Here is a 26953-nt window from a genome sequence, read left to right on the forward strand (position 1 = left end):
GTTGCTTTTTTTTATAATATTTATTCAAATAAAAAAGGCTACTATTATTAGCAGCCTTGGTAGAGTTCGTTTTGATTATTCCCCAATAATCTATTAAAAATTTACTCTTAAAGAAATTCAATATTAAAACAGCTAACTAATACTTTACCCTATTTACTTATGAAGAAATTTGTTAAATAAAAATTTTATTTTATGCTCAATCTTATTTAAGTTTTATTTTTCTTTGCACTCTACTCATGAAAATACAAAGAATTACATATTTATCTATAGGGACCAACCAAGGGAATAAGTTACAAAACATTCAAAGTGCTGTAAATTTAATCGCCGATCAAATTGGTGCTGTTCAAAAAATAGCTACTGTTTACGAAACTCCTTCCTTAGGCTTTGAAGGAGCTAATTTTTACAACACATGTATTAAAGTTTCTACTTATTTACCTCCTGAAACCTTGATAAAAAAGTTACTTTTTATTGAAAAAGAATTAGGTAGAATTAGAAACACTTCTGAAGGTTATACGGATAGGATTATTGATATTGATATTTTATTATTTGATGATGAAATTATCTTTTCAAAAAACCTAATCGTTCCACATCCTAGAATGTTAGAACGTAAATTTGCTTTAGTTCCTTTGGTTGAAATAGCTAGAAATACAATTCACCCAATAGAAAAAAAACATTTATATATTTGCCTTGAAAACTGTGGGGACAGTTCAAAAATAACACCTATTGATGAAGTATTAAAAAGACCTATTCCTATTACTGAAAAGTATAATTACATTGCTATTGAGGGAAATATTGGAGCAGGAAAAACTTCTTTAGCTAACATGATGTCTGATGAATTTAATGCTAAAATTGTATTAGAACGTTTTGCAGACAATCCTTTTCTCCCAAAGTTTTATAATGATAATGAACGATATGCTTTTCCTCTAGAAATGAGTTTTCTAGCCGATAGATACCAACAATTATCTGATGACTTAGCTCAGTTTGATCTTTTCAAAAACTTTATTGTTTCTGACTACTATATATTTAAATCCTTAATTTTTGCTCAAATCACATTGCAAGAAGACGAGTATAAATTATATAGAAAAATGTTCGATTTAATGTATAAAGAAATTACAAAACCTGATTTATACGTTTATTTATACCAAAACACCGAGCGTCTTTTACAAAACATCAAAAAAAGAGGTAGAGAATACGAACAAAATATTGAAGCCAGTTATTTACAGAAAATACACGATGGTTATAGCAACTTTATAAAAACACAATCAGATTTAAACATTTTAATCATTGATGTTTCTGATTTAGATTTTGTAAACAACCCAGAAGATTATCATTTTATAATTAATAAAATCAAAAATCATACAGCATAAAAAAAGCAGCTTTTAAGCTGCTTTTTTTATTTTTTAACCAATTCTAGTTTTTCTGCAAAATAATCACAAAAATCACGCATTGTTGCACTCATTTTATCATCATTAGTAGCTCTTTCAAATGAATTAGCCATAGATACTAATGTTTGATGAAAAAATTGCTTCATTTCATCTACAGGCATATCTTTAGTCCACAAATCCATACGTAAGGTATCCTTTTTTTTATGATCCCAAACAGACAACATGATTGCTTTTGATGCTTCGTTTGTTATTCCTCCATCTTCAGCACTCCATGAAATCTCTTCAGGAATTCTATTCTCATCTAACCCTACTTTAAAAGTAATTTTTGAAGTATGTTCTATTGCCATTATCTCTTCGGTTTATATTTTGATTTATTGAATATTGTTTCTTCGTCCGTTTGTAATAATTCACGCAAAGATACATCATTCTTTTGCATATATGAACGTACTATTTGCCAACCTATCCACTCACCTATCCTTCCTGGTGATTCACTATCACCTTCCATATAAAATTTAGAGAACGGGGCCAAGTTTAAAAACCTTTTATCATTTTCTTTACTGGTACTATACAATATATCCTTTCCTATAAAGTATTTCCATATCTGTTCTTCATTATTAACTGCCCAATCAAATTTTACTTTTGAATATCCTATTTTATTTTCATCTAGTACATTTGGTAAATAAGCATCTAACAAATACATTTTCTTTCCTTTGTAGATCATTTTATCTATAAAACGTCTTGATCTACTTGGATACATTTGTTTACTTATTATTGCCTTGGCAACATCTACAATTATATTTTCTTTTTTGTTATTCTCTTTAACATATGCAGGGTAATCGTTATAAAACTTATGTTGCTTTCCCAAATAGGAATCTAATGATATTAACAACAAACTATCTGAATAAATAATACGATTATCATAATCAATATTAGTAAGCATTGTAATTACTTTCGGGCTTACAAATCTTGGATTGTAATACTTTACATGCTTAAATAATGAAACTAACTCTAAATCTAATTCATTAATATCATTATATACACGTTGAGTTTCAATAAATAACTCTTGTTCATCTTTATTATTTCGTTTATTTATCCACACACTATCGTGAACATTTAAAGGAAATAATATTGGATATTCATTTTTAACTTGCTCTAAACTCTTTTCTGATGTGTTATAAAAGTCTATATCGAAACGATCAATTTCTACATTAACTTTTATATTAGAAACATCAACATCTAACTTCGATTTTTCTTCTTTTTTACAAGAAACTATTCCTAAAACTAAAACACAAAGTGTCAAAAATTTTCTCATGAACTTTAGTATATTTACATTCAAAATTACAACGTCGAAATTACTAAAATAGTTTATATCATCTTTATATAAACTTTCATTAAAATATCTTTCATTATGAATACACCTAAAGTAGCTGAACATATAATTCAATGGTTAAAAGACTATGCTAACAATGCTAAGGTAAATGGTTTTGTAGTAGGTGTTTCTGGAGGTATTGATAGTGCTGTTACTTCTACTTTATGTGCCAAAACTGGACTACCTACTTTATGTGTTGAATTACCTATACACCAAGCAGAAAGCCAGGTTAATAGAGCCAATGAACATATCAAACAACTTAAAGAACGTTTTGACAATGTAAGTGAAGTTGAAGTTAATTTAACTTCAACATTTGAAGACTTTAAAACCGTAGTACCTGAAGTTGAATCTTCTGCTAAAACCGATTTAGCATTAGCAAATACTCGTGCGCGTTTACGTATGACAACTTTATATTATTTTGCTGGTTTACATGGTTTATTAGTTGCTGGTACAGGTAACAAGGTTGAAGATTTTGGAGTTGGTTTTTACACAAAATATGGTGATGGCGGGGTTGACTTAAGCCCTATTGCTGATTTAGTAAAATCTGAAGTATATGCCTTAGGTGAATACTTAGGTGTGCCCAATTCAATTCAAACTGCACAACCTACTGATGGTTTGTTTGGTGATAGTAGAACAGACGAAGACCAAATTGGCGCTTCATATGACGAATTAGAATGGGCAATGGAAATGCAAAGTAAAGGGAAAACTGATGATGATTTTTCTGGTAGAGAACTAGAAGTGTATAAAATATACACGCGTCTTAACCAAATTAATCAACATAAAATGATCCCTATACCTGTTTGTGAAATTCCTTTAGATTTAAAGTAAATTAACCAGCATCATTTGCCGTTTAATCTTTTGATAAGTACGTTTCTTTTCACCGTTAGATATTTTAAACGGCAATAAAACCAGCAGTCTAAGCAGTTCAAAAAACTGCAGCAATTTTCTCATAATTTTTGTTCTTTCTTGTTCTTTCCTCGGGCTAAAGTTACAAAAAAATCATATACAATTGTTAATTTCTGTTAACGTTTAGAATAAGTTAATGTTAAACTACTCTGTTTAACTTTTCAAAAAGACGCTTTTTCAAGTCTGTATAATTAGAAATCTCTTCTAAATCAGGTACTTTATTTTCAGTCTGAACTCCTTCTAAAATTTCTTTAATTTTTTCCTCTATCAAGACTCTTCTAAGATTTAACACTGCATCTGATACTAATTTTGGAAGTACTTTTACAGTATCTGTTACAAATACTTCTTTCCTTTCCCAGTCGCTTAATGAATATTTTTCTTCATCCATTAAAACATTAGTCACTAAATTTGAGATATTAGGATCTTCATGCATTATCAATTGATCTATAGATATTTTCTCATCTTGATTCAATTGATGAATTAATTCATAATAAGTTAACCTAAACACTTCATTCGTAAATTCAATCTCGTCTTCTTGTAAGTTTAAATACAATTCATTACATACTGAGTTTTGGTATTCCTCTTTTTCTAAAACAGGTCTTCCTTTTTCATCTACTCCGTCTACCCAGTTTACAAAATCTATTACTTCATTTCCATACAGTAATAATATTCTTATTACCTCTTTTTCTAAAATATTTAATTGATCTATTTTCTGGTTTGCCTTAGCTCCTTTTCCTTTAACAACCCCCATTCTAGGTTGCTCTCTCTCTTGCAAACGTTGAGACTCTGAATAAGAACTTTGCGATTGACTTCCAGTATTTCCAGCACTTCTACTTAATAATTGTGCTAACTCGCTAAACAATACTCTTTCAGAAATATCCATTATACTAGCACATTCTTGTACATATACTTCTCTTTGAATTCCATCTGGAATTTTAGAAATACTTGTTACAATATCACGAATTAACCCTGCTTTTTTTACGGGATCATTGGCAGCCTCTTTCATTAATAAAGACACCTTGAATTCTATAAAATCTTGTGCTGTATTTTCTAAGTATTCTTTTAATTCTCTGCTTGAATGTGCTTTCGCAAAACTATCTGGATCTTCTCCTTCTGGGAAAGAAACAACTTTTACATTCATTCCCTGTTCTAGAATCAAATCAATACCTCTTATCGAAGCTCTAATCCCAGCTGCGTCTCCATCAAATAAAACAGTTATGTTTTTAGTTAAACGATTTATTAAACGTATTTGATCCGGTGTTAAAGCTGTTCCTGATGAAGCCACTACGTTTTCTACTCCCGATTGATAAAACGAAATTACATCCGTATATCCTTCCACTAAAAAACAATTATCTTGTTTCGCTATTTCTTTCTTTGCATGATAAATACCGTATAAAATTTTACTTTTATGGTAAATCTCACTTTCTGGAGAATTTAAGTATTTAGCTGCCTTTTTATCATTTGTAAGTATTCTTCCTCCAAAACCTAAAATACGTCCAGACATACTGTGTATTGGAAACATTACACGTCCTTTAAAACGGTCAAACTTTCTATCTTGTGCTCCTCCTTCTTTTACAATAGTTAAACCTGTCGATTTTAAATATTTTAAATCATACCCTTTACTCAAAGCTGCATTAGTAAAGTTATCCCATTCATCTTTACAATACCCTAAATCAAATTTTTCAATTATGTCTTCTCTAAAACCTCTTTCTTTGAAATAAGACAAGCCTATAGCTCTCCCTTTTTGGCTATTCATTAATACATCATGAAAGTAATCTTTGGCAAATTTTGAAACCAAAAACATACTTTCACGCTCATTCATTTGCTGCTTTTGCTCGTCAGATTGCTCAGTTTCTTCTATTTCAATATTATATTTTTTTGCTAGCCATCTAATAGCTTCAGGATAAGTATAATGCTCATGCTCCATTAAAAATGACACTGCATTCCCTCCTTTTCCTGTACTAAAGTCTTTCCATATTTGTTTTACTGGAGATACCATGAATGAAGGAGTTCTCTCATCTGTAAATGGACTTAATCCTTTAAAACTACTTCCAGATTTTTTTAACTGTACAAACTCTCCTATCACTTCTTCTACTCTAGCTGATTCAAATACTTTTTCTATCGTTTGTTGAGTTATCATTGGCTATAAATATTGAATTTTCAAAGATAATGCTTTTAAAAATTTTCTTTTTTAAAAAAATAGAAGTATATTTATTAAGCTTTAAATAGCTAAAAAACAAATACTTATGAATAGAAAAAGGATATCCCTCGTACTCCTATTTACCATTCTATGCATAGCAAATGGTATATCTCAAAAAAGAATTAGTGAACTTTTAAAAAACAAAAGTCTTGAGCTGAATAAGGTTGAAGAATATGTTTTAGAAAAAAAAATTATTCCTCCGCAATGTGGGTCGATTTACGACATTAATCTAGTTAATACTGAATTAAACGCCAATAAAAATACTGCTTCTACTTCCTATGATGATTCTAAATATGTTATCAATGTTTTTTTTCATATCGTTAATAAAGATGATGGAACCAGAGAAGTCCCAATAGAAGAAAGTAACATTATCGAAGCCATTACTATACTTAATAATAAATTTAATCAGTTTGATATCTTTTTTAAGTTTAAAGGCTTCAACCATATAAACAACTCTAATAAGCTTACCATCTTCCATGGACTTCAAGGTCAGACTCCCTTTGGCACTTTTAATGAACTTATTCAGTATTCAAAAGACATTAATAAGTACCAAGATAATAGCTTTAATATTTTTATAGTTGATAAAATTTTTAACAACAATATTCAATTTATTAAATACTCTGGAATGGCCCATAGAAATGGTGTTAATACAGTTATTGATGATGAATATTTGCTTACCTCAACTTTACCTCACGAAATTGGACATAATTTATCTTTATTACACACTTATCATAACTGGAATAGTTCTAATTGTGAATTAGCTCATGCTAACGATAACATTGATGATACAGCTCCTTCAACAACACATGATAGTGATGAAGTTAGTTCTGATTGCTCAACATACGTTGGCCCAAACACCAATTCAAAATGTAATATTGAATTTTCAAATATCCCTGCAAATAATTTTATGAGTTCAAATACATTACCATGTAGATCTTTAAATAATGCTGTTTTTACAAAAGGACAAGGCGCTAAAATGAGAGCTACTATTAAAGAAAACTTAGATACTAAATTTGCTAGAGTAATGAACTCTTTAGAAAGTTTATATGAGCCCTATTCTTCAAAAATTATATTAGGAGAAGTTACACATACTGAACCAGACCCTAATAATTTTGGTTATGAAATTGTTTATAGAACTCCTAGTAATGCTGTTCATAAATTTCAAAAAGGATTTGATTATGAATTCTATTATACAGAAGGGTCTTGCAACGCCCCAGGAAAACTCAGATTAGAACATACTATAAGTAAAGATGAAGATCCTGAAGACATAGGGTATGTTAGAGCTGTAAGAATTAAACAACTTGGAAGTAATATTACTGTTTATACTTGTTTGGGTGGATTTAAAGGTAAAAACTATAGCTCTGTACCTATAACTTCGGTTACCATAACTTCTAAAGAATCATTAGGTGATAGTTACTCTAAAACACAAACTTTAAGATTTAATGATATTAGAACAAATCCTTATTATCAACGAGAATTACCTCCTAACAAGTATTACTTTATAAAGAAAGTATTAGAAAATGGCATGCAAATAAAAAAAACAATCTATAAAATTGATATTTAATTTTTTACCTTTTTATTGCATTAATAAAGAAAACCAATAATAGGTTTAAACTCAAAAATAAGTTCTCTTATAAAGGTAATTATATCGAAATTTTATACTTTTGACCTCAAATTCCCTTTTTATGAAAACATATATAAGCCTTTGGTTATCTTTATTTCTATGCGCTAATTTATTTTCTCAAGAAACTATTCGTATACCTGATATTGGACTTGAAGAGTGCTTAATTGATTTAGACATTGATTCTAATGGTTTAAATGGAAACATTTTAGTTAGCGATGCAGCATATGTTGTTAATTTAAATATTAACAATCCGATTACTAACAAATTATTACCTAACGTACATTCTAAAATTAAAGATTTAACTGGTCTTGAAAGCTTTCCTAATTTAAAGCGTTTAGATTGTTTTGGTAACAATATTACTAAAATTGATTTATCAAAAAGTAAATCTATTACTTTCTTAAACTGTAGTGAAAACCAAATAGAAAGCTTAGATCTTAGTAACAATACAGAATTGGTATATGTAAGTTGTGACAACAACAACCTGAGTAGCTTAATACTAGGGAATAACGATCGTTTAGAAACTCTATACTGTAGTTTTAACAACCTAACCGAACTTGATCTTAAAGGTTGTCATAATCTTGAAAACTTAGATGCTACTAGTAATAAAATAGAGGTTATCGTAGCTAACGATTCTCAACTTAACAATATTCCTTCTGGTTGGTATAAAGACAAAAGTACATCATTTGCTAATAAAGCTTTAGAAACTCTTAACACAGGTACTGTTGTTAAAAACACAGAGAACACACACACACCTCAAAACACAACTCCTCAAAAAAAGGTAGAAACACCAAAGGTTACTACAAGTAATGAATCTAGTGATTCAGCAGCTAATTATTATGAGAAATTTCAACTTTCGGTTATTACTGAATATGATAAATTGGTATTAGATCAAGCTCACTTAGACAATAAAAAAGTAGAAGTTCAACAAAAATATCAGCTAAACCCAGAGCAACTTACTCAATGGATAGCTAAATACTCTAACTTAAAGGCTAATAATAGCACTTCTAACGCAAGTTCTCAGAAAAAAAGTACTATTGCTCATTATTCTAAATTTAAAAGAGCTGCGGTAGAAGAATATGAAAAATTAGTATTAAACCCAGCTTACTTACAAAGCAAAAAAGAGGAAATTCAAAAAAAATACAAATTAAATCCTGAGCAATTTGCAGAATGGATAAACTCATTTGGTACTCCTTCTTTAAAAGCTAAAACAGAACAACCACAAGAAACTACAGATAGTCATTATACAAAGTTTAAAAAAGCTGTTGTTAGTGAATATGATGCCGCTGTTTTAAATCCAACTTATATACTAAGTAAGAAAAAAGAAGTACAACAGAAATATAAATTAACCCCTGTTCAACTTAATGAATGGATTAAAAAGCATAGCAAGATTAGAAGTTAATCTTAGTTTCAAAATAGTATTATAAAAAAAGACCACATTTTTAAAATGTGGTCTTTTTTTATTTATGAATTAACTAAGTTTAAGAAGCTGCCCTCAACTTCTTTAAAGCTGACTTCGTTAATTTTGCTTCAGCGTATTCTTTAGTTACTATAAACTCTTTATCATCAGAACTTGGCATATCAAACATCGCGTCAGTTAAAATAGCTTCACATAACGAACGTAATCCACGTGCTCCTAACTTATACTCTATTGCTTTATCCACAATGTATTGTAAAGCTTCTTCTGTTAACGAGAAATCTACATCATCCATAGCGAACAATTTAGTATACTGCTTAATAATTGAGTTTTTAGGCTCCGTTAAAATAGCTCTTAAAGTTTTTGCATCTAAAGGATTCATGTAGCTTAATACAGGCAAACGTCCAATGATTTCTGGTATCAATCCAAAAGACTTTAAATCTGAAGGAATAATATACTGTAATAAATTACTCTCATCAATCTTGTCTTCATCTATTGAAGCACTATAACCTACCGCTTGCATATTTAAACGATTGCTAATAATTCTATCTATTCCAGAAAATGCTCCTCCGGCTATAAATAAAATATCTTTAGTATTTACCTCAATAAACTTTTGTTCAGGATGTTTTCTACCTCCTTTTGGTGCCACATTTACTACGGCTCCTTCTAAAAGCTTTAATAATGCTTGTTGAACACCTTCTCCAGAAACATCTCGAGTAATTGAAGGATTATCACCTTTACGTGCTATTTTATCAATCTCATCAATAAAAACAATTCCTTTCTCTGCTTTTTCAACATCATAATCAGCAGCTTGTAATAAACGACTCAAAATACTTTCTACATCCTCTCCTACATATCCTGCTTGGGTTAAGACTGTTGCATCAACAATTGAAAATGGTACATTTAACATTTTTGCAATGGTACGAGCTACTAATGTTTTTCCTGTTCCTGTTTCTCCAACTAAAACAATGTTTGACTTTTCAATCTCAACTTCATCTTCATCATCTTTAACTTGTAATAATCGCTTATAATGATTATACACAGCTACAGACATTGCTCTTTTGGTTTCTGTTTGCCCAATAATATATTCATCTAAAAAAGCTTTAATTTCTTTTGGCTTCTTTAATGTTAAATCTTGAGATAAACCTCCTGTTTTAGCTTCAGCTATTTCTTCCTCAACTATTCCATGAGCTTGTTCAATACATTTATCACAAATGTGTGCATCTAAACCAGCGATTAATAAATCCGTTTCTGGTTTTTTACGCCCACAAAAGGAACATTGTAAATTTTCTTCTTTCGACATCTTATCAACTTTGAGCTAATTATTACTTAGCTATTGTTATTCTTATTTTCTTGTTAAAATCTCATCAACCATTCCGTAAGCTTTTGCTTCGTCAGCTTTCATCCAATAATCTCTATCAGAATCGGCATGAACTTTATCAAAAGGTTGTCCTGAATGGTGTGAAATAATATTATATAATTCAGTTTTTAACTTCCCTATTTCTTTTACAGTAATTTCCATATCAGAAGCTTGTCCTTGTGCTCCTCCTAATGGTTGGTGAATCATAATACGCGAGTGTGGTAATGCTGAACGCTTTCCTTTTTCTCCCGCACACATTAAAACTGCTCCCATTGAAGCTGCCATACCAGTACAAATTGTTGCTACATCTGGCTTAATAAACTGCATAGTATCGTAAATACCTAAACCTGCATAAACTCCTCCTCCTGGTGAATTGATATAGATTGAAATATCTTTACTTGCATCTACACTTTCTAAGAATAATAATTGCGCTTGAATTACATTAGCTACTTGGTCGTTAATACCAGTTCCTAAAAAGATAATTCTATCCATCATTAAACGAGAAAAAACGTCCATTTGAGTAATATTCATTTGACGCTCTTCCATAATGTATGGAGTTAAACTACTAGTTACTTTTCCTAAGTATGTGCTATTTATTCCGTGGTGCTTTGTTGCGTATTTCTCGAATTCTTTTCCGTAATCCATTCTTAAAATGTTTTTTTGGTTATATGATGTAAATATAAGAACTATTTCGTTAGTATTTTGTTACTGTTTATGGCTAAAAAAACCTGAATTTTCATTCAGGTTTTTCAATCATATCAGTCTTAAACTGTTACTTATATACTTCTTTAATGAAATCTTCGTAAGAAACTTCTTTCGTATCAAAACTCATATTCTCTTTATAGAAAGCTAATAATTTTTGGCTTATTAACTGTCCTTGTAATTTTTGAGCCTCATCTTGATTTTGTAAGATTCTTCCTGCGATATCATCTAACTCTTTTTCTTCTGGGTTCATGTTACCAAACTGAGCCATTTGAGCACGGATAAATCCTTTTGCATAGTCTACTAACTCTGCATAGTCTAATTTGATATCGTTATCTTTCATAATCTTTCCTTCGATTAATTGGTAACGTAATCCTTTTTCAGACTTTTCGTACTCTGCAGCAGCTTCTTCAGTTGTTAATTGCTTCTCTCCAGCAGTTTGTAACCACTTTTGTAAAAACTCAACTGGTAAGTCGAACTTTGTGTTTTCAACTAAGTTTTCAGTAACTGCATTTAACAATTGCTGATCTGCTTGTTGTTGAAATTGCTTTTCTGCGTCTTCTTTAATTTTTTCTTTTAATTCAGTTACAGTGTTTACACTTCCATCAGCAAATAACTTGTCAAATAACTCTTTATCTAACTCAGCTGGTTCAATTTCTGTAATTTCTTCGATTGTTAAAGTAACTGGAACCTCTAATTCTTTAGCATCATCATGAGAAACTCCTAAAGCTTGTTGTAACTTGTGCTCTTCTTCGAATAAGTTTTTAGTTTTTAACTCTAAAACATCTCCAACTTTAGCTCCAACAAACTTCTTTAAGTTAGTTTTTCCTTTAATATCTTTTACAGAGATTGTAGACTTTTTGTTAATCTCTTTTTCTTCGTTTACAAATGTACCAGTAATGTTAGCTACTTCTGTACCTTCTTCTTTAGCTGACATTTTACCATAACGAGTTTGAATGTTTTCTAATTCTTTCTCGATTAATTCGTCAGTTGCAACAATATTATATTGAGTTACTTTTTTCTTTGGTTTTAAGTTTACATCAAACTCAGGAGCTAATCCTAATTCGAACTCAAAAGAAAATTTATCAGCATCCCAATTAAAATCATCTTGTACTTTTGGTAATGGGTTACCTAAAATATCTAACTTCTCTTCAACTAAGAATTTATTTAATGATTCTTGTAAAAGCTTGTTTACCTCATCTATCATTACTGATTTTCCGTATTGCTTCTTTACCATCCCCATTGGTACTTGACCTTTTCTAAATCCTGGGATGTTCGCTGTCTTACGGTAATCGTTTAATACTTTTGTTACTTTATCTTGATAATCTTCTGCAACTATATCAACTTTTACAACTGCGTTTAGCGCATCTACGTTTTCTTTTGTAATATTCATCTTAAAATCTGTTTCTTTAAAATCGGGTGCAAAATTACTACTTTATTTATTTAGAAACAAGACAATTAGACACAAGAATATCGACTTTCTTTTCTTTTATTTAATCGCCTTACTTCTTGATTCTAAACATCTTGTGTTTTTTAATTCTTTTCTTCTTTTAAAAGCGAGAACAGGATCGACCTAAATATGGACAATAACACACTAAATAATAATGCTGCAAAAAATCCACTTACCACAAATCCTCCCACTAACTTACCTGCTAACAATATTATAATTGCATTTATTACAAAAAGGAACAAACCTAAAGTAACTATAGTAGCTGGTAGTGTAAAAAATATTAATAACGGACGTACAAACATATTTAGCAGTGAAATTACTGCTGCAACTATTACTGCCGTAACATAATTATTTACCGCTATTCCTGGTAATATATTTGCCAATACGATAACAGCTAAAGCCGTTAACAATAATTTTAAAAATACTTTCATCTCTTCGTTTTTTCTTCTCTAAATCCATAACCATACCAAAGCTAAAAGACTGCTGTTTTGGCAGTTTAGTAAATTATTTTAACTATTTTTAATACCTCTTTTTATTTTTTTAACAACAAAAAAGTCATGTTTAAAAAAGCCACCTTCTTCTTTTTGTTATTATTTATAATTTCAAACTATAATTATTCTCAATCGAGAAAAAACCTTGAAGACATTAATAAAATTTGGTTTAAGTTTTATCAAGCATTTGATTCTTTAGACTATCAAATAATGGAGAAAATCCATTCAAAAAAATTAATAAGAATCTCTGGTGGAAAAAGAATTTCTGATTATAATACATATATAAATAATTATAAAACTAGTTTTTCTAAAACTAAAGAGAAGAATATTACCAATAATATTTCACTTCGCTTTTTTGAAAGAATTAATAACGATTCTATTGCTAGTGAAAGAGGCATTTACAAGTTAACAAGAAAACAGCCTGACAAAAAAGAACAAATTTATTACGGTAAATTTCACGTAATTCTTACCAAAGAAAATAATGTTTGGAAAATTTTCATGGATTATGATTCTAATCAAAATAATAGTATTGGTGAAAAAGATTATGTAAAAGCTCATGACATAAATGAACTTGATACATTTATTTTAAAAACTCCTTAACACTATTAATTTAAACCTTTTTCATTTCTCTAGGTCTAAACAACAAACAAAACCTTTTGAATTATGAAAAGATTTAATTTTACCTACTGTGTAGCTTTTTGCTTTTTCATTAGCATAGCTAATGCTCAATTTGTTAGAAATACTAAAGAAGCTATAGATAATAAAAAAGAGATTAAAACTAATACAGCTCAATTAGAAAGAGATTATAAACAACTTCATAGTTTTAAATCAAAAATTAATGCTTTTGAAAACGCTTTTATTAACCACAACAATGTTAAACTTAAGAGAATAAAAGCAGATCTTCTTTCTGACATGAAACGAGAAATTGCTCAAAGCAAACGAAAAATTATACAAGATCAAAAAGAAGTAAAGAGAAGTAAATCGGAATTAAGAGCTTCTAAACGTGAAGCAAGATTATCAAGAAGAGATGTTGCTTACAGAAACACAAAAAAACAACGTCGTGAATACGCCGATGATGTTCGTGATAAAAGAGATGACAAACGTGATCTTAGAGATGATCAAAGAGATTTAGCTACTCAAATTTCGAGAACGAATAGACAAAAAGAGATTTATCATTTCATCAAAACTTACAACTTAGTTATTTCTAAAAATAAATCAGGAAAACACAAACTTACTACTAACATTAAATTGTTACGTGAATTTGCTAAAACTATGTTAGCCGATATTAATGCTACCAAAGCGGAATTAAAAGAAGACTACAAAGAAGTTAGAGAAGATAGAAGGGAACGTAGAGAAGACAGAAGAATATAACAAAATTCTATTTTTTATTTAAATGCGACAAAGTCCTGGTTAGTAATACTAATCGGGGCTTTATTTTTTCAAACCTTGTTCTATTTGAGTTATTAGCGCTTTTTTAACCTCTCCATCTTCTAAAAGCAACTTTAACAAACTCTCTTTCACTTGATTAGCAATTATTTCTGGTTTATATAGCGAGCTAGGCTCACTTACTATATATTCTCCTTTGTTATTTAAAAGCATCTCTCCTCTTCCCGTTAACAACCATGTTGGATCTATTTCTGGAAACGAATGGAGAATTTTGTTTAACACATTACTCTTAAATGACGATTTTCTTCTAATTGCAGTTCCTATCGAATTGTTTGAAACATTAATCTCCTCTTCAAAAGACCTGATATTAAACCTTTTATAATTAATTATTTGCTCTACTCTTTTATACGTTTCATCTATAAAATCTTCCATTCAAAAACAACTTTTTTCTAATTAATTTTGATTTTTGTTTGTATTAAGGAATTTTGTTTGTATATTTGTAGTGTTATAAGTACAAAATACGTACAAATATAAAATTATTTGTTATGTGTTTTATAAAAATTAACTGCAGTTTTTATGATATCAATAACACAACGCAATGAATTAGAAAAAATTAAACCTCCCAAATACAGGGAAAAGGTTCGAGAATTTTTAATTCTAAATGGACATGAATTTTCCTTAGAAACCATTCAAAAAGTTTACTCTGGAAAAAGGAAAAACTTGATTATTGCCAAGGCTATTATTATTGTTTTTAACAATCATTTAAAAGAACAGGAATCGATTGATTCTGAACTTAACAATCTTATTAAACAGATAAAAAGAGATTAAGCAATAATTTAAAAACAGTAAATATTAATCTAAAACAAAAAAGCATGAGAGAAAACTAATAAGCACAACTCTTCTCTAACCACCAATTATTTAGCTCTTCAAACAACATTTCCATTTAGTCTCAATTCTTACAAGAGACATAGAGCATTATATTCTTACTCTACTTAAATAATAATTGGCAACCATTTACCTTAACAACAACTTAAGCTTTCCTTACACAATTTTAAAAGAGCAACTATATAAACATATTTGCTCTAAACATTAAATACATAATATTTAAAATAAAACTATGAAATATTTAAAAATATCTACAATACTAATTGTATTGTTCTTAAGTTGCCAAAATGAAAAGGAAACTGATTCTATTATTCAACCAACTGCTGTTGATCAAATATTCCAAAAAAATGAAAATTTCTTCAATAGCCTTAATGAGCTATCAGCTATTGAAAACAAAAAAGAAATAAATGCAAGACTGGAAGTTATTCTTAGCGACTACAACAAAAAACAATCTGATTTAAAATTCAAAACTGAATCCTTAAACGAAGTTCAAAACGAAATATTAAAACAGTATTTCATTGATTTAGAAACAAAAGAAAATATAACTCAGTTTACTAACATTTATATTCAACAAATTCAAAACAAAAATATTAGCGAATCTGACAAACTATTTTGCATTAATGCAATAGATTTTTATCAGAAACTAATGAATTATGTAAATTTAGGTGATGAAAGCTACGAAGCTAAAGACTGGGAAGATTGTGCCCATCGAGGTTGCATGAATTGTTGTATGTATAGAAAAGCACAAGATTTAGCAGATTCAAACTGGGTTGACAAAGCATTCTTCTTAGTTTCTGCTGCTCAAACTACATCCAAATGGTTTGGTTCTTGCTTATGGGATTGCATTTAATTTTTAACTAAATTTATTTCTTATGAAAAGTTTAAACACCATTGAAAACAAAGTTGATTATTTAATAGTTATAATTTCTTACTTATTTCTATTTATAACTACTAAACAAATAATTCCAATATATATATATGCTTTTTTTGCTTTACTTATTTCTTTATATTTTTTTCCTTTAAGATTAATTATCAACTTAAATAAAAAAAAATCAAAAGTAAATTTAGTTACCACAGGATTAATATTTTCAATTCTATTAACCTTTTCAATTCTAAACCTATACATACCAAATGACAACTTTATTAAGTATACAATTTATGCTATGGGTCTATTAAATATTGCTTTTATGATTTATTATTATTTTAAACATAATCAATTTTTATTGTTAAATTTTTTATTCATTTTTTTCTCATCTGTTTTTTAAACTGATTTTTATAATGAATTGATTTAAACATTAAATAATAAAATTTATCACAAGCCGATAAAAATCTTTTGGATTTTCTGCATGTAGCCAATGCCCAGCGTTGGCTACTGCTTTTATTGTTGAATTTGGAAAATGCGCTTGTATAAGTGGCTCTTCATTTTCAGAAATATAACCAGAGTTTTCGCCTTTCAAAAACAATGTTTCGCCTTCAAAAACAGTAAAAGACGGCAAAGCTTCTCCTACTTCATTATTATTTTCTGTTAACGACTTTAAATTAAACCTAAAAGCTAATTTTCCTTTTTCCTTCCAGTATGTACTCTTTAATAAAAATTGACGTATTCCAGGCTCTGGAATTAATTCCATTAACTTTTCTTCCACCAATTTTCGCGAATTATCAACTTCAAAATCTACTGAGTTTAATGCTTGTAAAATATCATGATGATGCGGTGGATACATTCTTGGAGAAATATCAGCTACAATTAACTTTTTGACAAGCTCTGGATATTCAGTAGCAAACAACATTGCAGTTTTTCCTCCCATTGAATGCCCTAACAGGTTTACTTGTTCTAAAGTATAATTTTCTATGTAACTATGTAAATCTTCCACCATTAATTCATAGTCAAATTCATCTGAATGAAAACTACGACCATGATTACGCTGATCTATTAAATGAACTTCAAATCCATCTTCTACAAATTTATTCGCATGAGATTTCCAGTTGTCTCCCATTCCAAAATAACCATGTAATATCAAAAGTGGTTCTCCTTCTCCTAAAATTCTTGAATGTAGAATCTCCATTTTACTTCAACCTATCTAAATACATGTTTACAACGTTTTCTAATCCCAAGTACAATGATTCTGATATAAGTGCATGACCTATTGATACCTCTGCTAAGTTTGGAATGTTTTCCTTGAAGAATTTGATATTATCTAAATTTAAATCATGTCCAGCATTAATTCCTAAACCTAATTCATGTGCTAAAATAGCAGCTTCGGCATAAGGTTTCACAGCTTCGCTATTACCAGCCTCATACTGAGTAGCAAACTCTTCTGTATACAACTCAATTCTATCTGTTCCTGTTTTAGCTGCTGCTTCTATGAGTTTTAAATCAGTATCAATAAAAATTGATGTTCTAATTCCATTCCTTTTAAATTCAGCAATTACATCTTGTAAATAAGATTGATGCTTAATAGTATCCCATCCAGCATTAGATGTTAGTGCATCTATGCTATCAGGTACTAAAGTTACTTGTGTTGGTTTAATTTCCAACACCATTTTCATAAATTTATCTATTGGATTCCCTTCAATATTATATTCTGTAGTAACTGTTGACTTAAGATCATAAGCATCTTGATAACGAATATGACGTTCATCTGGTCTAGGATGAATAGTTATTCCTTCTGCCCCAAAATCTTGAATATCTGTTGCAACTTTTAATAAATTAGGAACATTCCCTCCTCTTGAATTACGTAAAGTTGCAATCTTATTAATATTTACACTTAACTTTGTCATCTTATAAAATTAAACCACAAAGGTAAATCATTAAAACTTTTTAAACTATATTCGTAGTAATGAATATAAACGATTTTATACTTACAGATATTAAAGCTCTTACCTTAAAGAGTACTGTGAAGGACGCACAAAAGTTATGCGAAAATTTACCAATAACTCACATACCTATAGTAGAAAGTGGTAAGCTAATTGGATGTTTACCAGAAGCTGATGTACAAATTATAGAAGACAAAGATGGTTTACTTAGTGAGTATTCATATTTATTAGACCTTTTTTACACAAACGAAAAAGCCACATTATTAGATTTAATAGTTTTATTTGCTGATAATGATTCTAATTTAATTCCTGTATTAAACAAGGAAATGAATTACATAGGGTACTATGAGCTAAACGATATCTTAGATGCTTTTGCTGATAGCCCATTTTTACACAATGAAAGTGATACTTTAATCATTACAAAAAGCAAAAATGATTATTCGATGAGCCAAATTGCTCAAATCGTAGAAACAAATAGTGGTAAACTACTAGGCTTTTATATTTCTTCTGAAGGCCAAGACAATGTGCAAATTACTTTAAAAATAATTTCTGAGGAAATAAATGAAATCATTCAAACTTTTAGGAGGTACGACTATAATGTTATTACACAACATGAAGATGATTTTTATTTAGAAGAGCTTAAAGATAGAGCTGCTTATCTAAGAAAGTATCTAAACATGTAACCTTAAAACACTAATCAAGCGTGAAGAAAGTAGCTATATATGGTCAATCCTATACCATTACAGCAGAAAAAGAGATTAAAATTTTATTATCTGCTTTAGAAAATAAAAATATTGTTGTTTTTTTTGAAAAAGAATTTTACGATTTATTAATTGAAAATAATTCTTTAGGTAAGAAATATCCTACCTTTTCTCACTTTAGAGACTTATCTAACTCATTTGATATGATGTTTAGTATTGGTGGAGATGGTACTATACTTAGAGCCGTAACTTATGTTCGTAATCTTAACATTCCTATTTTAGGAATTAATACAGGACGGTTAGGTTTTTTAGCTACTATACAAAAAGACCAGATAAATGAAGCTGTTGAATTATTATTAAAAAAAGAATATTCAATTCAAGAAAGAACATTACTTCAAATTAAAACAACTCCTAAAGCTCAAGATTTTTCTGAATTGGATTTTGCGTTAAATGAAGTTACTATTGCTAGAAGAAATACAACTTCGATGATAGGTGTTAAAACCTATTTAAATGAAGAATATCTTACCAACTATTGGGCTGATGGTTTAATCATATCTACACCAACAGGTTCTACAGGGTATTCTTTAAGCTGTGACGGGCCAGTAGTTTTACCAAATTCAAAAAGTTTTATCATTACTCCTATTGCTCCGCATAATTTAAACGCTAGGCCAATGGTAATTCCAGATGAAACGTCGATACAACTTGAAGTAAGCGCAAGAGAAAAAGACTTTTTAATATCATTAGATTCTCGTATTACAACAGTTTCTCAAGAGACAAAAATTAAAATTTCTAAAGCTCCTTTTACAATTAAAAGTATCTTATTAAAAAATCAATCTTATCTAAAAACCTTAAGAGGTAAACTTTTATGGGGCGAGGATACGAGAAATGAATCATTATAATCTCCTTTGATTACAATAAAACACTAAAAAAAAAGTTAATCAAAAAGACAGATTATTAACTTTTTAAAGCAAATTCATTTTCCTATATTTGCACGCTATTTTAACGATGAGAAAATTTTTTCTATTCATATCATTTGCTTTCACAGCAATAACAGTTTTATCGCAAACTCATGAAATTGGGGTATTTCTTGGAGGCTCTAATTATGTAGGTGACATCGGTAGAACTAACTATATTTATCCAAATAAATTTGGAGGTGGGCTTATATACAAATATAACTTAAACCCAAGAATAGCTTTAAGAGGAACATACTCTTACATTCCTGTTTCTGGCGATGATAATGATGCTGAAAATCCTTTTAGAAAAAATAGACCTCAAGGAGCTTTTAGATTCAATAATACGATTAATGAATTTGCTGTAGGTCTTGAATTTAACTTCTTCGATTATAATATAAGCGATTATAAAACAACCTTTACACCATATATATTGGCTGAAATAGCAGCTTTTAACTATAAAAGTCCAACAGCTGTTAATCCAGTAGACAATACAGTTACTTTAACTAATAAATTTTCTTATTCAATACCAGTAGGTATTGGTTTAAAAGGAAGATTAGCAGACAATTTAGCAATTGCTTTTGAAGCAGGTGCTCGTGTAACCTTTGTAGATGATATAGATTTCACTACAGACAAAGTAAATTCTTTAAATTTTGGAGGTACAGGAAATGATTGGTATATGTTTACAGGATTCTCAATTGTTTATACCTTTGGAAGACCACCATGTTATAGTGGATTAGCAAATTAAATATGGAAAAAAAACTACAAAGCATTGACTTACAAAAAGTCCCAAATCATATTGCCGTAATTATGGATGGTAATGGCAGATGGGCAAAAGGAAAAGGAATGCAACGTGTTTTTGGTCATAGAAATGCATTAACAGCCATAAGAGAAACTGCTGATGCAGCATCTGATTTGGGTGTAAAATTCTTAACTCTTTATGCTTTCTCAACCGAAAACTGGAATAGGCCTAAACTTGAAGTAGATGCTTTAATGAGCTTACTAGTAACTACTCTTAAAAAAGAATTACCTGAGTTTCAACGAAAAAATGTTAGGGTAAACGCTGTAGGTAATATTGCTAGTTTACCAAAAAGTGCTCAGAAAATTTTAGCAAAGGTCATCGATGAAACTAAGAACAATACTAAAATTACATTAAGCTTTGCTCTAAGCTATGGTTCTCGAGAAGAAATTGTTAATGCTATCAAAAACATATCTAAAAAAGTTGTTAATAACCAATTAGATATTGAAAAAATAGACGAAAAAATTATAAATAATCATTTATATACATTTAATTTGCCCGACGTTGATTTTATGATACGTACAAGTGGGGAACAAAGAATTAGTAACTTCTTACTTTGGCAAATGGCATATGCTGAATTATATTTTACAGATATATTATGGCCAGATTTTAGAAGAGAACATCTTTTCGACGCAATAATTGATTATCAAAATAGAGAGAGAAGATTTGGAAAAACTAGCGAACAGATTGAAACCAATGAATAAATATTCGTATTTAGTAGTATTTTTTATCGCCTTTATTACGGCGAGTACACAAGCACAAAACACAATTCCTAAAGACAGTACAGCTACAAGCGGTGTTATTTCTTATGAAAGAGGTAAAGAGTACATTTTAGGAGGAATTACTGTAACTGGTTTACAAAAATTCAGTGAACAAACTGTAAGAGTTTACACTGGGTTAATTGATGGACAAGCTATTAAATTACCAGGTGATAAACTTACAAGTGCTATTAAAAAACTATACGAAAGCAAGCAGTTTAGTGAAGTTGATGTATACTTATCTAAGCGCGATGGTAATACTGTTTATCTTCAATTCGATGTAACGGAATTACCTCAATTATTAAATGTTTCTATTTCTGGAGTTAGTAAATCTAAAGCTAAGGAAATTAGAAGAGAAACTGAGCTTAAAAAAGGAGCTATGGTTACTGACAACTTAATTGTAACCACAAGAAATTTTATTAAGAAAAAATATACAGATAAAGGTTTCTTAAAAACTAAAGTAACTTTAAACACTAAAAAAGACACTTCTGATGTTAACACAGTTAGCATGTCTATCTTTATTGATAAAGGGAAACGTATAAAGATTAAAGAAATTAATTTCATAGGAAACAAAGCTATGTCTAGCGGAGCTTTACGTGGAGCTATGAAAAATACTAAGCGTAAATTTTTAGGACGTTTTTGGAAATCTTCTAAATATATTTTAGATGATTATAAAGAAGATTTAGAAAGTATTCTTGAAAAATATAGCGAAAACGGATACCGTGATGCTCGTATCTTATCTGATAAATTAACATGGAACGATGATAATACCATTAATCTTGAAATTGAATTAGACGAAGGACGCCAGTATCGTTTTGATGATATTAAATTTGTTGGTAATAAAAAATATACAGACGAGTTTTTACATAGTATTTTAAGAATTGAAAAAGGTGATATTTATAACGGAAAAGTATTAAAAGAAAGAATTTCAGGAGATGGTACACCAACTTCAACAGATATTCAAACATTATATCACAATAATGGGTACTTATTCTCACAAGTAAATGCTGTAGAAACAAAAGTAAAAAACGATTCTATTACAGTAGAAGTACGTATTAGAGAAGATGAACCGGCTACGATTCAAAAAGTAACCGTAAGTGGTAACGATAAAACAAATGACCACGTAATTTTTAGAGAGCTACGTGTAAAACCAGGAGATTTATTTAGCCGTCAAAACATTATTCGTTCTATTCGTGAAATAGGGCAACTAGGTTTCTTCGATGCTAATGTAACACCAGACGTTAAGCCTGATTATCAAAATAAAACTGCTGACATTGACTTTTCTGTTGTAGAAAAAGGAGGAAGTCAAATTGAATTACAAGGTGGTTATGGTGGAGGATCATTCATTGGTACTTTAGGATTATCTTTTAACAACTTCTCTATTAGAAACATTTTTAATAAAGAAGCTTATAAACCTTTACCAATGGGAGATGGTCAAAAATTATCTCTTAGATTACAAGCAAGTAGAACTTTTAATACTTACAGCTTTTCATTTACAGAACCATGGTTAGGAGGTAAAACACCACAATCTTTATCTTTTTCTGTTTATTTATCTAATCAATATAGATTTAACTTTCAAACCAATGCAGTTGATAGAAGCCAAAGTTTAAGTATTTTAGGAGCATCTATTGGTTTAGGTAAACGTTTAAATTGGCCAGATGATTATTTTTCATTGTCACAAAGCATTAGTTACCAAAGAATAGAATTACAAAATTATGGGTATCGTGTAGGTTCTTCAAACGATGTTATAAGTCAAGGAAACCTTAACAACTTAGCTTATAATGTTGCATTAACTAGAAATTCAGCAGGACCAAGTTTAATATTCCCAACTTACGGTTCAGAATTTACATTAAGAGCTAAAGCTACTTTCCCATATTCTTTAGTTAATGGAAAAAGTTACACAGAACCAGATAACCCAACCAATGCAGAAAGACAAGCATTTTTAGCAGACAAATATAAATGGTTAGAATACTATAAAATTTCTGCTAAAGGGAAATGGTATACTTCATTAGCAAATAAATTAGTACTAATGTCTAATTTTGAGATGGGATATTTAGGAACTTATAATGATAAACTAGGGTTAACTCCAGTAGAAAGATACTTTGTTGGAGGTGATGGAATAGCACAAGGGCAATTAGATGGTAGAGAAGTTATTGGTTTAAGAGGTTATGAAAACAATAGACTTTCTTCTATTGATGGGGGGTCTATATATAATAAATTCCAATTAGAATTACGTTATTCAATAACGGATAAACCTTCTGCATCAATTTATACTTTAGGATTTTTAGAAGCTGGTAATTCTTATGACAATTTTAGTACCTTTAATCCGTTTAACTTAAAACGTTCAGCAGGATTAGGTGTACGTATATTTATGCCTGCCTTTGGATTATTAGGTATTGATTTTGCCCATGGGTTTGATCCACTACCTGGTTTGACACAGAAATCTGGCTGGCAAACACATTTTATTATTGGAAGACAGTTCTAAAACCTTACATTTGTAATGTGTCTGGTTTTTGGCACGGTTTTTTCTAAACACATTATAACAAGATGAAAAAAAACATTTTATCAATCGTTCTTTTATTTATTGCAAGCATTTCTATTGCGCAAAAAAATCAACGTATAGCATACATTGACATGGAGTATATACTTCAAAATATCCCTGAATATTTGGAAGCTCAAAACTCTTTAGATGCTAAAGTTGAAAAATGGAAGACTCGATTAGATAAAGAAGCCCGTGCCATTGAAGTGTTAAAAACAGATTTAGCTAATGAAAAAGCCATCTTAACAAAAGATTTAATTGAAGAGCGTGAAGAGGATATTAAAATTAAACACGAATCTTTACGTAGATTAGAGTCTTTATACTTTGGTCCTAAAGGAGATATGTATAACTTAAGAAGGCAATTGATTAAACCAATTCAAGATCAAGTATACAATTCAGTACAAACTATTGCTGCTAGAAAGAAATATGATTTTGTTTTTGATAAATCTAGCGAATTAGTTATGCTATATTCAAACAAAAAACACGATATTAGCGACCTTGTTGTAAAAATGATCAATATTGATCAAAGGAAACAGGAGAAAAGAGATAAAATAGCAGCAAAAAAAGAATTACTTAAAGGTGATGGTTTAAGTGAAGCACAAAAACAAAGAGCTGCTAAAAAAGAAGAGATAAAAAAGAAAAAACAAGCAGACAGATTAGCTAGAATTAAACTAATAGAAGAAAAGAGACAAGCTAAACTGAAAGCTAGAGATGAAAAAAGAAGATTATTATTAGAAAAGAAAAAAGCATTAAAAAAAGCACAAGAAGAAGCTAAAAAATTAGAAGAAGAAAAAAAGAATAAAGAGGAACAACAAACCGACGAAAACAAATAAATCAAGAATAAAGAACAAAAATTAAATTAAAACAACAGAGATGAAACATTTAAAAACGTTATTATTAGTTGCAATTTTTACGATTGGATTAGGTGGGGTGGCAAATGCACAAAAAACTGCACATATTAACACTGATAAATTATTAGCTGAGATGCCTGCTACTAAGGCTATGAAAGCGGAATTAGAGAAGTTAAATAAAACTTACCGTGATGATATCGAAGCTATGTATAAAAAGTTAGAGGCTAAGTTAAAAAAATATGAAGCAGAAGGTAAAAGCCAAACTCAAGAAGTAAACCAAAAAAGAGCTCAAGAAGTAAACCAAGATAGACAAAGAATTACTCAAGCTGAACAATCTGCTGCTCAAGAAATGCAAAAGAAATATCAAGAGAAAACTCTTCCTATTTTAAAGAAAGCTGAAAATGCAATTAAAGCTGTAGCTGCAGAAAAAGGAATTATTTATGTATTCGACGCTACTCCTGGAAAAGGATTAATCGTTTACGATAAAGGAGAAGATATTTACGGAGCTGTAAAAGCTAAATTAGGTTTCTAATAAAAACTTAAAAATATTTTATAAAAATCCTGCTGTATACAGCAGGATTTTTAATTTTGTTTTATATGATAATTACAAACTCTATACAGCCCATAGGTATTTTTGATTCTGGTATAGGAGGAATCTCAATTTGGAAAGAAATTAACAAATTACTTCCAAATGAAAACACTATATACCTATCTGATAATAAGAATGCTCCTTATGGTCAAAAGTCAAGAGAAAAAATCATTGAGTTATCAGTAAAAAACACAGAATACTTAATTGATAGAGGTTGTAAGATTATAGTGGTTGCATGTAACACCGCTACAACAAACGCAATTAAACATTTAAGAGCTAATTACAACATTCCTTTCATAGGAATAGAACCAGCAATAAAACCTGCCTCTATTCAAACAAAAACAGGTGTTATAGGTATTTTAGCAACTAAAGGAACACTCAATAGTAGTTTATTTGAAAAAACATCATCAAAAATTGATGATAATATTACAATTATAGAACAAATTGGTGAAGGTTTAGTTGAACTCATTGAAGGAGGAAAAATGCATTCTTCAGAAATGACTAAACTCCTAAAAACATATATAAATCCTATGCTTTTAAACAAGTGTGATTCAATAGTACTAGGTTGTACTCATTATCCTTTTTTAATGCCGCAAATTAGATCTATAGTTGGTCCTGATGTGAACATTATAGACTCGGGAGAAGCTGTTGCAATGCAAACAAAAAATATCTTGCAGAAAAACAATGCTCTTTATTCTATGAATGACAATCCGTCAAACATATTTTTTTCAAATAAAGAGGAAATGGTTCTACAAGATATTTTGAAAGAATATAAAAATATTACAATAAAATATTCTGATTTTTAAAAACTTCCATTGATATTAGGACAAGCAGAAGCTCTTCTTTTTCTACATAAAACGTCTATACCAAAAGAAAGTTGGTGAAAACCTCCATTAGAAAATACAACATCACCAGTTTGCTGAGTATAAGTATAAGCAAACATCATGTTTTTATAATTCAATCCTAAAATTGGAGTTACGTAGTGAGCATCTCCAAAGACACTACTATCAAAACTTCTTCTATAAGACAAAGCTGCCCATAATTGACTTTTTTCAAAAGTCTTATATACCTTAAAGTTTATGTCACCTACTTTTTCACCTGTTTGTTCTTTATATTGAATCATAACAGATGGTTCAAATTGTAATTTTTCTTTATCACCAAAAAAGTAACTAGCCCCAACAATATAATTTCTTAAGTTTAAAGACTCGAAATTTGAATTTAAATTGTTCTTAGCTGATAATAAGATATTTTTTACAGTGAAATAAGAAGCAAATCCTTTGTAGTGGTATGCCATACCAAAATCAGCATTAAAATAAAAATTACTTTCTATTACCTGACTAACTACAGGGTCATTAACAAACCTTCTTTGATCTACTTCATTTTGTACAATAGACATAGAAAGACCAAATGATAACTGATTAAACAGGTTCTCATTCCCCATATCTAAATGATAAGCATAAGTTCCTTGTAGTCCTTTTTGAGAATGGTAACCGTTTTTATCATTAAATAAAATTAAACCGTATCCAGCATTTGAGTTTTCATTGAATTTAGCATGAAAACTTGCTGTTTGTAAAGCAGGTGCATCTTTAACACCTATCCATTGCTGTCGAGCAGTTAACCTTAACTTACCACAATCACCAACTCCCGCAGCAGCTGGATGCAATAAGTAAACATTATCAGATAAATAATCTGCATAAATAGGTAGTGTTTCTTGTGCTGAAATATTAGACACAAAAACCAATAAAAACAAAACAACAATTTTTTTCATATACTTTAATTG

General features: G+C 29.6%; 27 protein-coding genes. 16 read left to right on the top strand and 11 right to left on the bottom strand.

Features of this window, described 5'->3' with window-relative positions; genetic code table 11:
- The first annotated feature begins 236 nt into the window (after window positions 1–236).
- A complete protein-coding gene (gene folK, locus ACOQN8_RS03235; RefSeq protein ID WP_420551585.1) occupies window positions 237–1367 on the top strand; it encodes a 2-amino-4-hydroxy-6-hydroxymethyldihydropteridine diphosphokinase in 1131 nt (376 codons plus the stop codon).
- A gap of 26 nt (window positions 1368–1393) precedes the next feature.
- Here folK and gldC read toward each other — a convergent pair whose 3' ends face one another.
- Together gldC and gldB are read right to left on the bottom strand one after the other, a co-directional pair.
- Window positions 1394–1732 carry a gliding motility protein GldC gene (gldC, locus tag ACOQN8_RS03240; protein WP_150900011.1) on the bottom strand — a complete coding sequence of 113 codons (339 nt, stop codon included), beginning with the start codon at window positions 1730–1732 and terminating at the stop codon, window positions 1394–1396.
- The gene (gldB, locus tag ACOQN8_RS03245) at window positions 1732–2697 is read right to left on the bottom strand and encodes a gliding motility lipoprotein GldB (RefSeq protein WP_420551586.1); all 966 of its coding nucleotides are present in this window, start codon (window positions 2695–2697) and stop codon (window positions 1732–1734) included. The genes gldC and gldB overlap by 1 nt, the downstream gene beginning before the upstream one ends.
- A gap of 96 nt (window positions 2698–2793) precedes the next feature.
- Here gldB and nadE point away from each other — a divergent pair, with 96 nt between their 5' ends.
- Entirely contained in the window at window positions 2794–3582 is a 789-nt protein-coding gene (nadE, locus tag ACOQN8_RS03250) for an NAD(+) synthase (protein ID WP_420551587.1), read from the top strand.
- Window positions 3583–3799: 217 nt separating this feature from the next.
- Here nadE and dnaG read toward each other — a convergent pair whose 3' ends face one another.
- Window positions 3800–5800, bottom strand: coding sequence for a DNA primase (dnaG, locus tag ACOQN8_RS03255; protein WP_420551588.1), 2001 nt, complete (start codon window positions 5798–5800; stop codon window positions 3800–3802).
- A 106-nt stretch (window positions 5801–5906) separates the two neighbouring features.
- Here dnaG and ACOQN8_RS03260 point away from each other — a divergent pair, with 106 nt between their 5' ends.
- Together ACOQN8_RS03260 and ACOQN8_RS03265 are read left to right on the top strand one after the other, a co-directional pair.
- A complete protein-coding gene (locus ACOQN8_RS03260; protein WP_420551589.1) occupies window positions 5907–7424 on the top strand; it encodes a M43 family zinc metalloprotease in 1518 nt (505 codons plus the stop codon).
- A 121-nt stretch (window positions 7425–7545) separates the two neighbouring features.
- Window positions 7546–8883: a leucine-rich repeat domain-containing protein gene (locus tag ACOQN8_RS03265; RefSeq protein WP_420551590.1), complete on the top strand. Its 1338-nt coding sequence runs from the start codon at window positions 7546–7548 to the stop codon at window positions 8881–8883.
- A gap of 79 nt (window positions 8884–8962) precedes the next feature.
- Here ACOQN8_RS03265 and clpX read toward each other — a convergent pair whose 3' ends face one another.
- From clpX to ACOQN8_RS03285, 4 genes are all read right to left on the bottom strand, one after another.
- On the bottom strand, window positions 8963–10201 hold the full coding sequence (gene clpX / locus ACOQN8_RS03270; RefSeq protein WP_272151693.1) for an ATP-dependent Clp protease ATP-binding subunit ClpX: 1239 nt from the start codon (window positions 10199–10201) through the stop codon (window positions 8963–8965).
- 42 nt (window positions 10202–10243) lie between these two features.
- Complete coding sequence (clpP, locus tag ACOQN8_RS03275; protein ID WP_150900004.1) at window positions 10244–10903, bottom strand: ATP-dependent Clp endopeptidase proteolytic subunit ClpP; 660 nt, start codon at window positions 10901–10903, stop codon at window positions 10244–10246.
- A 127-nt stretch (window positions 10904–11030) separates the two neighbouring features.
- Window positions 11031–12353, bottom strand: a complete 1323-nt coding sequence (gene tig / locus ACOQN8_RS03280) for a trigger factor (protein ID WP_420551591.1) — start codon at window positions 12351–12353, stop codon at window positions 11031–11033.
- Between the two features lie 140 nt (window positions 12354–12493).
- Window positions 12494–12841 (bottom strand): phage holin family protein, encoded by a 348-nt coding sequence (locus ACOQN8_RS03285; protein ID WP_150900138.1) that lies wholly within the window; start codon window positions 12839–12841, stop codon window positions 12494–12496.
- Window positions 12842–12967: 126 nt separating this feature from the next.
- Here ACOQN8_RS03285 and ACOQN8_RS03290 point away from each other — a divergent pair, with 126 nt between their 5' ends.
- The gene (locus tag ACOQN8_RS03290; RefSeq protein ID WP_420551592.1) at window positions 12968–13501 is read left to right on the top strand and encodes a hypothetical protein; all 534 of its coding nucleotides are present in this window, start codon (window positions 12968–12970) and stop codon (window positions 13499–13501) included.
- A 63-nt stretch (window positions 13502–13564) separates the two neighbouring features.
- Window positions 13565–14272, top strand: a complete 708-nt coding sequence (locus tag ACOQN8_RS03295) for a hypothetical protein (RefSeq protein WP_420551593.1) — start codon at window positions 13565–13567, stop codon at window positions 14270–14272.
- 60 nt (window positions 14273–14332) lie between these two features.
- Here the strand turns inward: ACOQN8_RS03295 and ACOQN8_RS03300 are convergent, their stop codons facing one another.
- Window positions 14333–14719 carry a hypothetical protein gene (locus tag ACOQN8_RS03300; protein WP_420551594.1) on the bottom strand — a complete coding sequence of 129 codons (387 nt, stop codon included), beginning with the start codon at window positions 14717–14719 and terminating at the stop codon, window positions 14333–14335.
- Window positions 14720–14863: 144 nt separating this feature from the next.
- On the opposite strand from ACOQN8_RS03300, the gene ACOQN8_RS03305 reads away from it, so the two are divergent.
- Together ACOQN8_RS03305 and ACOQN8_RS03310 are read left to right on the top strand one after the other, a co-directional pair.
- A complete protein-coding gene (locus ACOQN8_RS03305; protein ID WP_272151700.1) occupies window positions 14864–15115 on the top strand; it encodes a hypothetical protein in 252 nt (83 codons plus the stop codon).
- 289 nt (window positions 15116–15404) lie between these two features.
- Window positions 15405–16022: a hypothetical protein gene (locus ACOQN8_RS03310; RefSeq protein ID WP_420551595.1), complete on the top strand. Its 618-nt coding sequence runs from the start codon at window positions 15405–15407 to the stop codon at window positions 16020–16022.
- A gap of 445 nt (window positions 16023–16467) precedes the next feature.
- On the opposite strand, the gene ACOQN8_RS03315 is transcribed toward ACOQN8_RS03310, so the two are convergent.
- Both ACOQN8_RS03315 and ACOQN8_RS03320 read right to left on the bottom strand, forming a co-directional pair.
- The gene (locus ACOQN8_RS03315; RefSeq protein ID WP_420551596.1) at window positions 16468–17235 is read right to left on the bottom strand and encodes an alpha/beta fold hydrolase; all 768 of its coding nucleotides are present in this window, start codon (window positions 17233–17235) and stop codon (window positions 16468–16470) included.
- Window position 17236: 1 nt separating this feature from the next.
- Window positions 17237–17950, bottom strand: a complete 714-nt coding sequence (locus tag ACOQN8_RS03320) for a pyridoxine 5'-phosphate synthase (protein ID WP_420551597.1) — start codon at window positions 17948–17950, stop codon at window positions 17237–17239.
- 59 nt (window positions 17951–18009) lie between these two features.
- On the opposite strand from ACOQN8_RS03320, the gene ACOQN8_RS03325 reads away from it, so the two are divergent.
- The 8 genes from ACOQN8_RS03325 (at window position 18010) to murI (ending at window position 25979) form a co-directional block, all read left to right on the top strand.
- Window positions 18010–18669, top strand: a complete 660-nt coding sequence (locus ACOQN8_RS03325) for a CBS domain-containing protein (RefSeq protein WP_420551598.1) — start codon at window positions 18010–18012, stop codon at window positions 18667–18669.
- A gap of 20 nt (window positions 18670–18689) precedes the next feature.
- On the top strand, window positions 18690–19586 hold the full coding sequence (locus tag ACOQN8_RS03330; RefSeq protein WP_420551599.1) for an NAD kinase: 897 nt from the start codon (window positions 18690–18692) through the stop codon (window positions 19584–19586).
- A 106-nt stretch (window positions 19587–19692) separates the two neighbouring features.
- Window positions 19693–20385 (top strand): type IX secretion system protein PorG, encoded by a 693-nt coding sequence (porG, locus tag ACOQN8_RS03335; RefSeq protein ID WP_420551600.1) that lies wholly within the window; start codon window positions 19693–19695, stop codon window positions 20383–20385.
- A gap of 2 nt (window positions 20386–20387) precedes the next feature.
- Entirely contained in the window at window positions 20388–21140 is a 753-nt protein-coding gene (locus tag ACOQN8_RS03340; RefSeq protein ID WP_420551601.1) for an isoprenyl transferase, read from the top strand.
- A complete protein-coding gene (bamA, locus tag ACOQN8_RS03345; protein ID WP_420552803.1) occupies window positions 21133–23679 on the top strand; it encodes an outer membrane protein assembly factor BamA in 2547 nt (848 codons plus the stop codon). Before ACOQN8_RS03340 ends, bamA begins: the two co-directional genes overlap by 8 nt.
- Window positions 23680–23741: 62 nt before the next feature.
- On the top strand, window positions 23742–24566 hold the full coding sequence (locus ACOQN8_RS03350) for an OmpH/Skp family outer membrane protein (protein WP_272151709.1): 825 nt from the start codon (window positions 23742–23744) through the stop codon (window positions 24564–24566).
- A 40-nt stretch (window positions 24567–24606) separates the two neighbouring features.
- Window positions 24607–25116 carry an OmpH/Skp family outer membrane protein gene (locus ACOQN8_RS03355; protein WP_272151710.1) on the top strand — a complete coding sequence of 170 codons (510 nt, stop codon included), beginning with the start codon at window positions 24607–24609 and terminating at the stop codon, window positions 25114–25116.
- A gap of 65 nt (window positions 25117–25181) precedes the next feature.
- Window positions 25182–25979, top strand: a complete 798-nt coding sequence (gene murI / locus ACOQN8_RS03360; protein ID WP_420551602.1) for a glutamate racemase — start codon at window positions 25182–25184, stop codon at window positions 25977–25979.
- On the opposite strand, the gene ACOQN8_RS03365 is transcribed toward murI, so the two are convergent.
- A complete protein-coding gene (locus ACOQN8_RS03365; protein ID WP_272151712.1) occupies window positions 25976–26941 on the bottom strand; it encodes a PorP/SprF family type IX secretion system membrane protein in 966 nt (321 codons plus the stop codon). The genes murI and ACOQN8_RS03365 overlap by 4 nt on opposite strands.
- Window positions 26942–26953: the final 12 nt, after the last annotated feature.

Source organism: Tenacibaculum aiptasiae (assembly GCF_965221665.1).
Classification (GTDB): Bacteria; Bacteroidota; Bacteroidia; order Flavobacteriales; family Flavobacteriaceae; genus Polaribacter; species Polaribacter aiptasiae.

Bases quoted from the DNA above. Each gene is read 5' to 3' on its own strand.
- folK (WP_420551585.1), top strand. From the start codon at position 237: ATGAAAATACAAAGAATTACATATTTATCTATAGGGACCAACCAAGGG.
- gldC (WP_150900011.1), bottom strand. From the start codon at position 1,732: ATGGCAATAGAACATACTTCAAAAATTACTTTTAAAGTAGGGTTAGAT.
- gldB (WP_420551586.1), bottom strand. From the start codon at position 2,697: ATGAGAAAATTTTTGACACTTTGTGTTTTAGTTTTAGGAATAGTTTCT.
- nadE (WP_420551587.1), top strand. From the start codon at position 2,794: ATGAATACACCTAAAGTAGCTGAACATATAATTCAATGGTTAAAAGAC.
- dnaG (WP_420551588.1), bottom strand. From the start codon at position 5,800: ATGATAACTCAACAAACGATAGAAAAAGTATTTGAATCAGCTAGAGTA.
- ACOQN8_RS03260 (WP_420551589.1), top strand. From the start codon at position 5,907: ATGAATAGAAAAAGGATATCCCTCGTACTCCTATTTACCATTCTATGC.
- ACOQN8_RS03265 (WP_420551590.1), top strand. From the start codon at position 7,546: ATGAAAACATATATAAGCCTTTGGTTATCTTTATTTCTATGCGCTAAT.
- clpX (WP_272151693.1), bottom strand. From the start codon at position 10,201: ATGTCGAAAGAAGAAAATTTACAATGTTCCTTTTGTGGGCGTAAAAAA.
- clpP (WP_150900004.1), bottom strand. From the start codon at position 10,903: ATGGATTACGGAAAAGAATTCGAGAAATACGCAACAAAGCACCACGGA.
- tig (WP_420551591.1), bottom strand. From the start codon at position 12,353: ATGAATATTACAAAAGAAAACGTAGATGCGCTAAACGCAGTTGTAAAA.
- ACOQN8_RS03285 (WP_150900138.1), bottom strand. From the start codon at position 12,841: ATGAAAGTATTTTTAAAATTATTGTTAACGGCTTTAGCTGTTATCGTA.
- ACOQN8_RS03290 (WP_420551592.1), top strand. From the start codon at position 12,968: ATGTTTAAAAAAGCCACCTTCTTCTTTTTGTTATTATTTATAATTTCA.
- ACOQN8_RS03295 (WP_420551593.1), top strand. From the start codon at position 13,565: ATGAAAAGATTTAATTTTACCTACTGTGTAGCTTTTTGCTTTTTCATT.
- ACOQN8_RS03300 (WP_420551594.1), bottom strand. From the start codon at position 14,719: ATGGAAGATTTTATAGATGAAACGTATAAAAGAGTAGAGCAAATAATT.
- ACOQN8_RS03305 (WP_272151700.1), top strand. From the start codon at position 14,864: ATGATATCAATAACACAACGCAATGAATTAGAAAAAATTAAACCTCCC.
- ACOQN8_RS03310 (WP_420551595.1), top strand. From the start codon at position 15,405: ATGAAATATTTAAAAATATCTACAATACTAATTGTATTGTTCTTAAGT.
- ACOQN8_RS03315 (WP_420551596.1), bottom strand. From the start codon at position 17,235: ATGGAGATTCTACATTCAAGAATTTTAGGAGAAGGAGAACCACTTTTG.
- ACOQN8_RS03320 (WP_420551597.1), bottom strand. From the start codon at position 17,950: ATGACAAAGTTAAGTGTAAATATTAATAAGATTGCAACTTTACGTAAT.
- ACOQN8_RS03325 (WP_420551598.1), top strand. From the start codon at position 18,010: ATGAATATAAACGATTTTATACTTACAGATATTAAAGCTCTTACCTTA.
- porG (WP_420551600.1), top strand. From the start codon at position 19,693: ATGAGAAAATTTTTTCTATTCATATCATTTGCTTTCACAGCAATAACA.
- ACOQN8_RS03340 (WP_420551601.1), top strand. From the start codon at position 20,388: ATGGAAAAAAAACTACAAAGCATTGACTTACAAAAAGTCCCAAATCAT.
- bamA (WP_420552803.1), top strand. From the start codon at position 21,133: ATGAATAAATATTCGTATTTAGTAGTATTTTTTATCGCCTTTATTACG.
- ACOQN8_RS03350 (WP_272151709.1), top strand. From the start codon at position 23,742: ATGAAAAAAAACATTTTATCAATCGTTCTTTTATTTATTGCAAGCATT.
- ACOQN8_RS03355 (WP_272151710.1), top strand. From the start codon at position 24,607: ATGAAACATTTAAAAACGTTATTATTAGTTGCAATTTTTACGATTGGA.
- murI (WP_420551602.1), top strand. From the start codon at position 25,182: ATGATAATTACAAACTCTATACAGCCCATAGGTATTTTTGATTCTGGT.
- ACOQN8_RS03365 (WP_272151712.1), bottom strand. From the start codon at position 26,941: ATGAAAAAAATTGTTGTTTTGTTTTTATTGGTTTTTGTGTCTAATATT.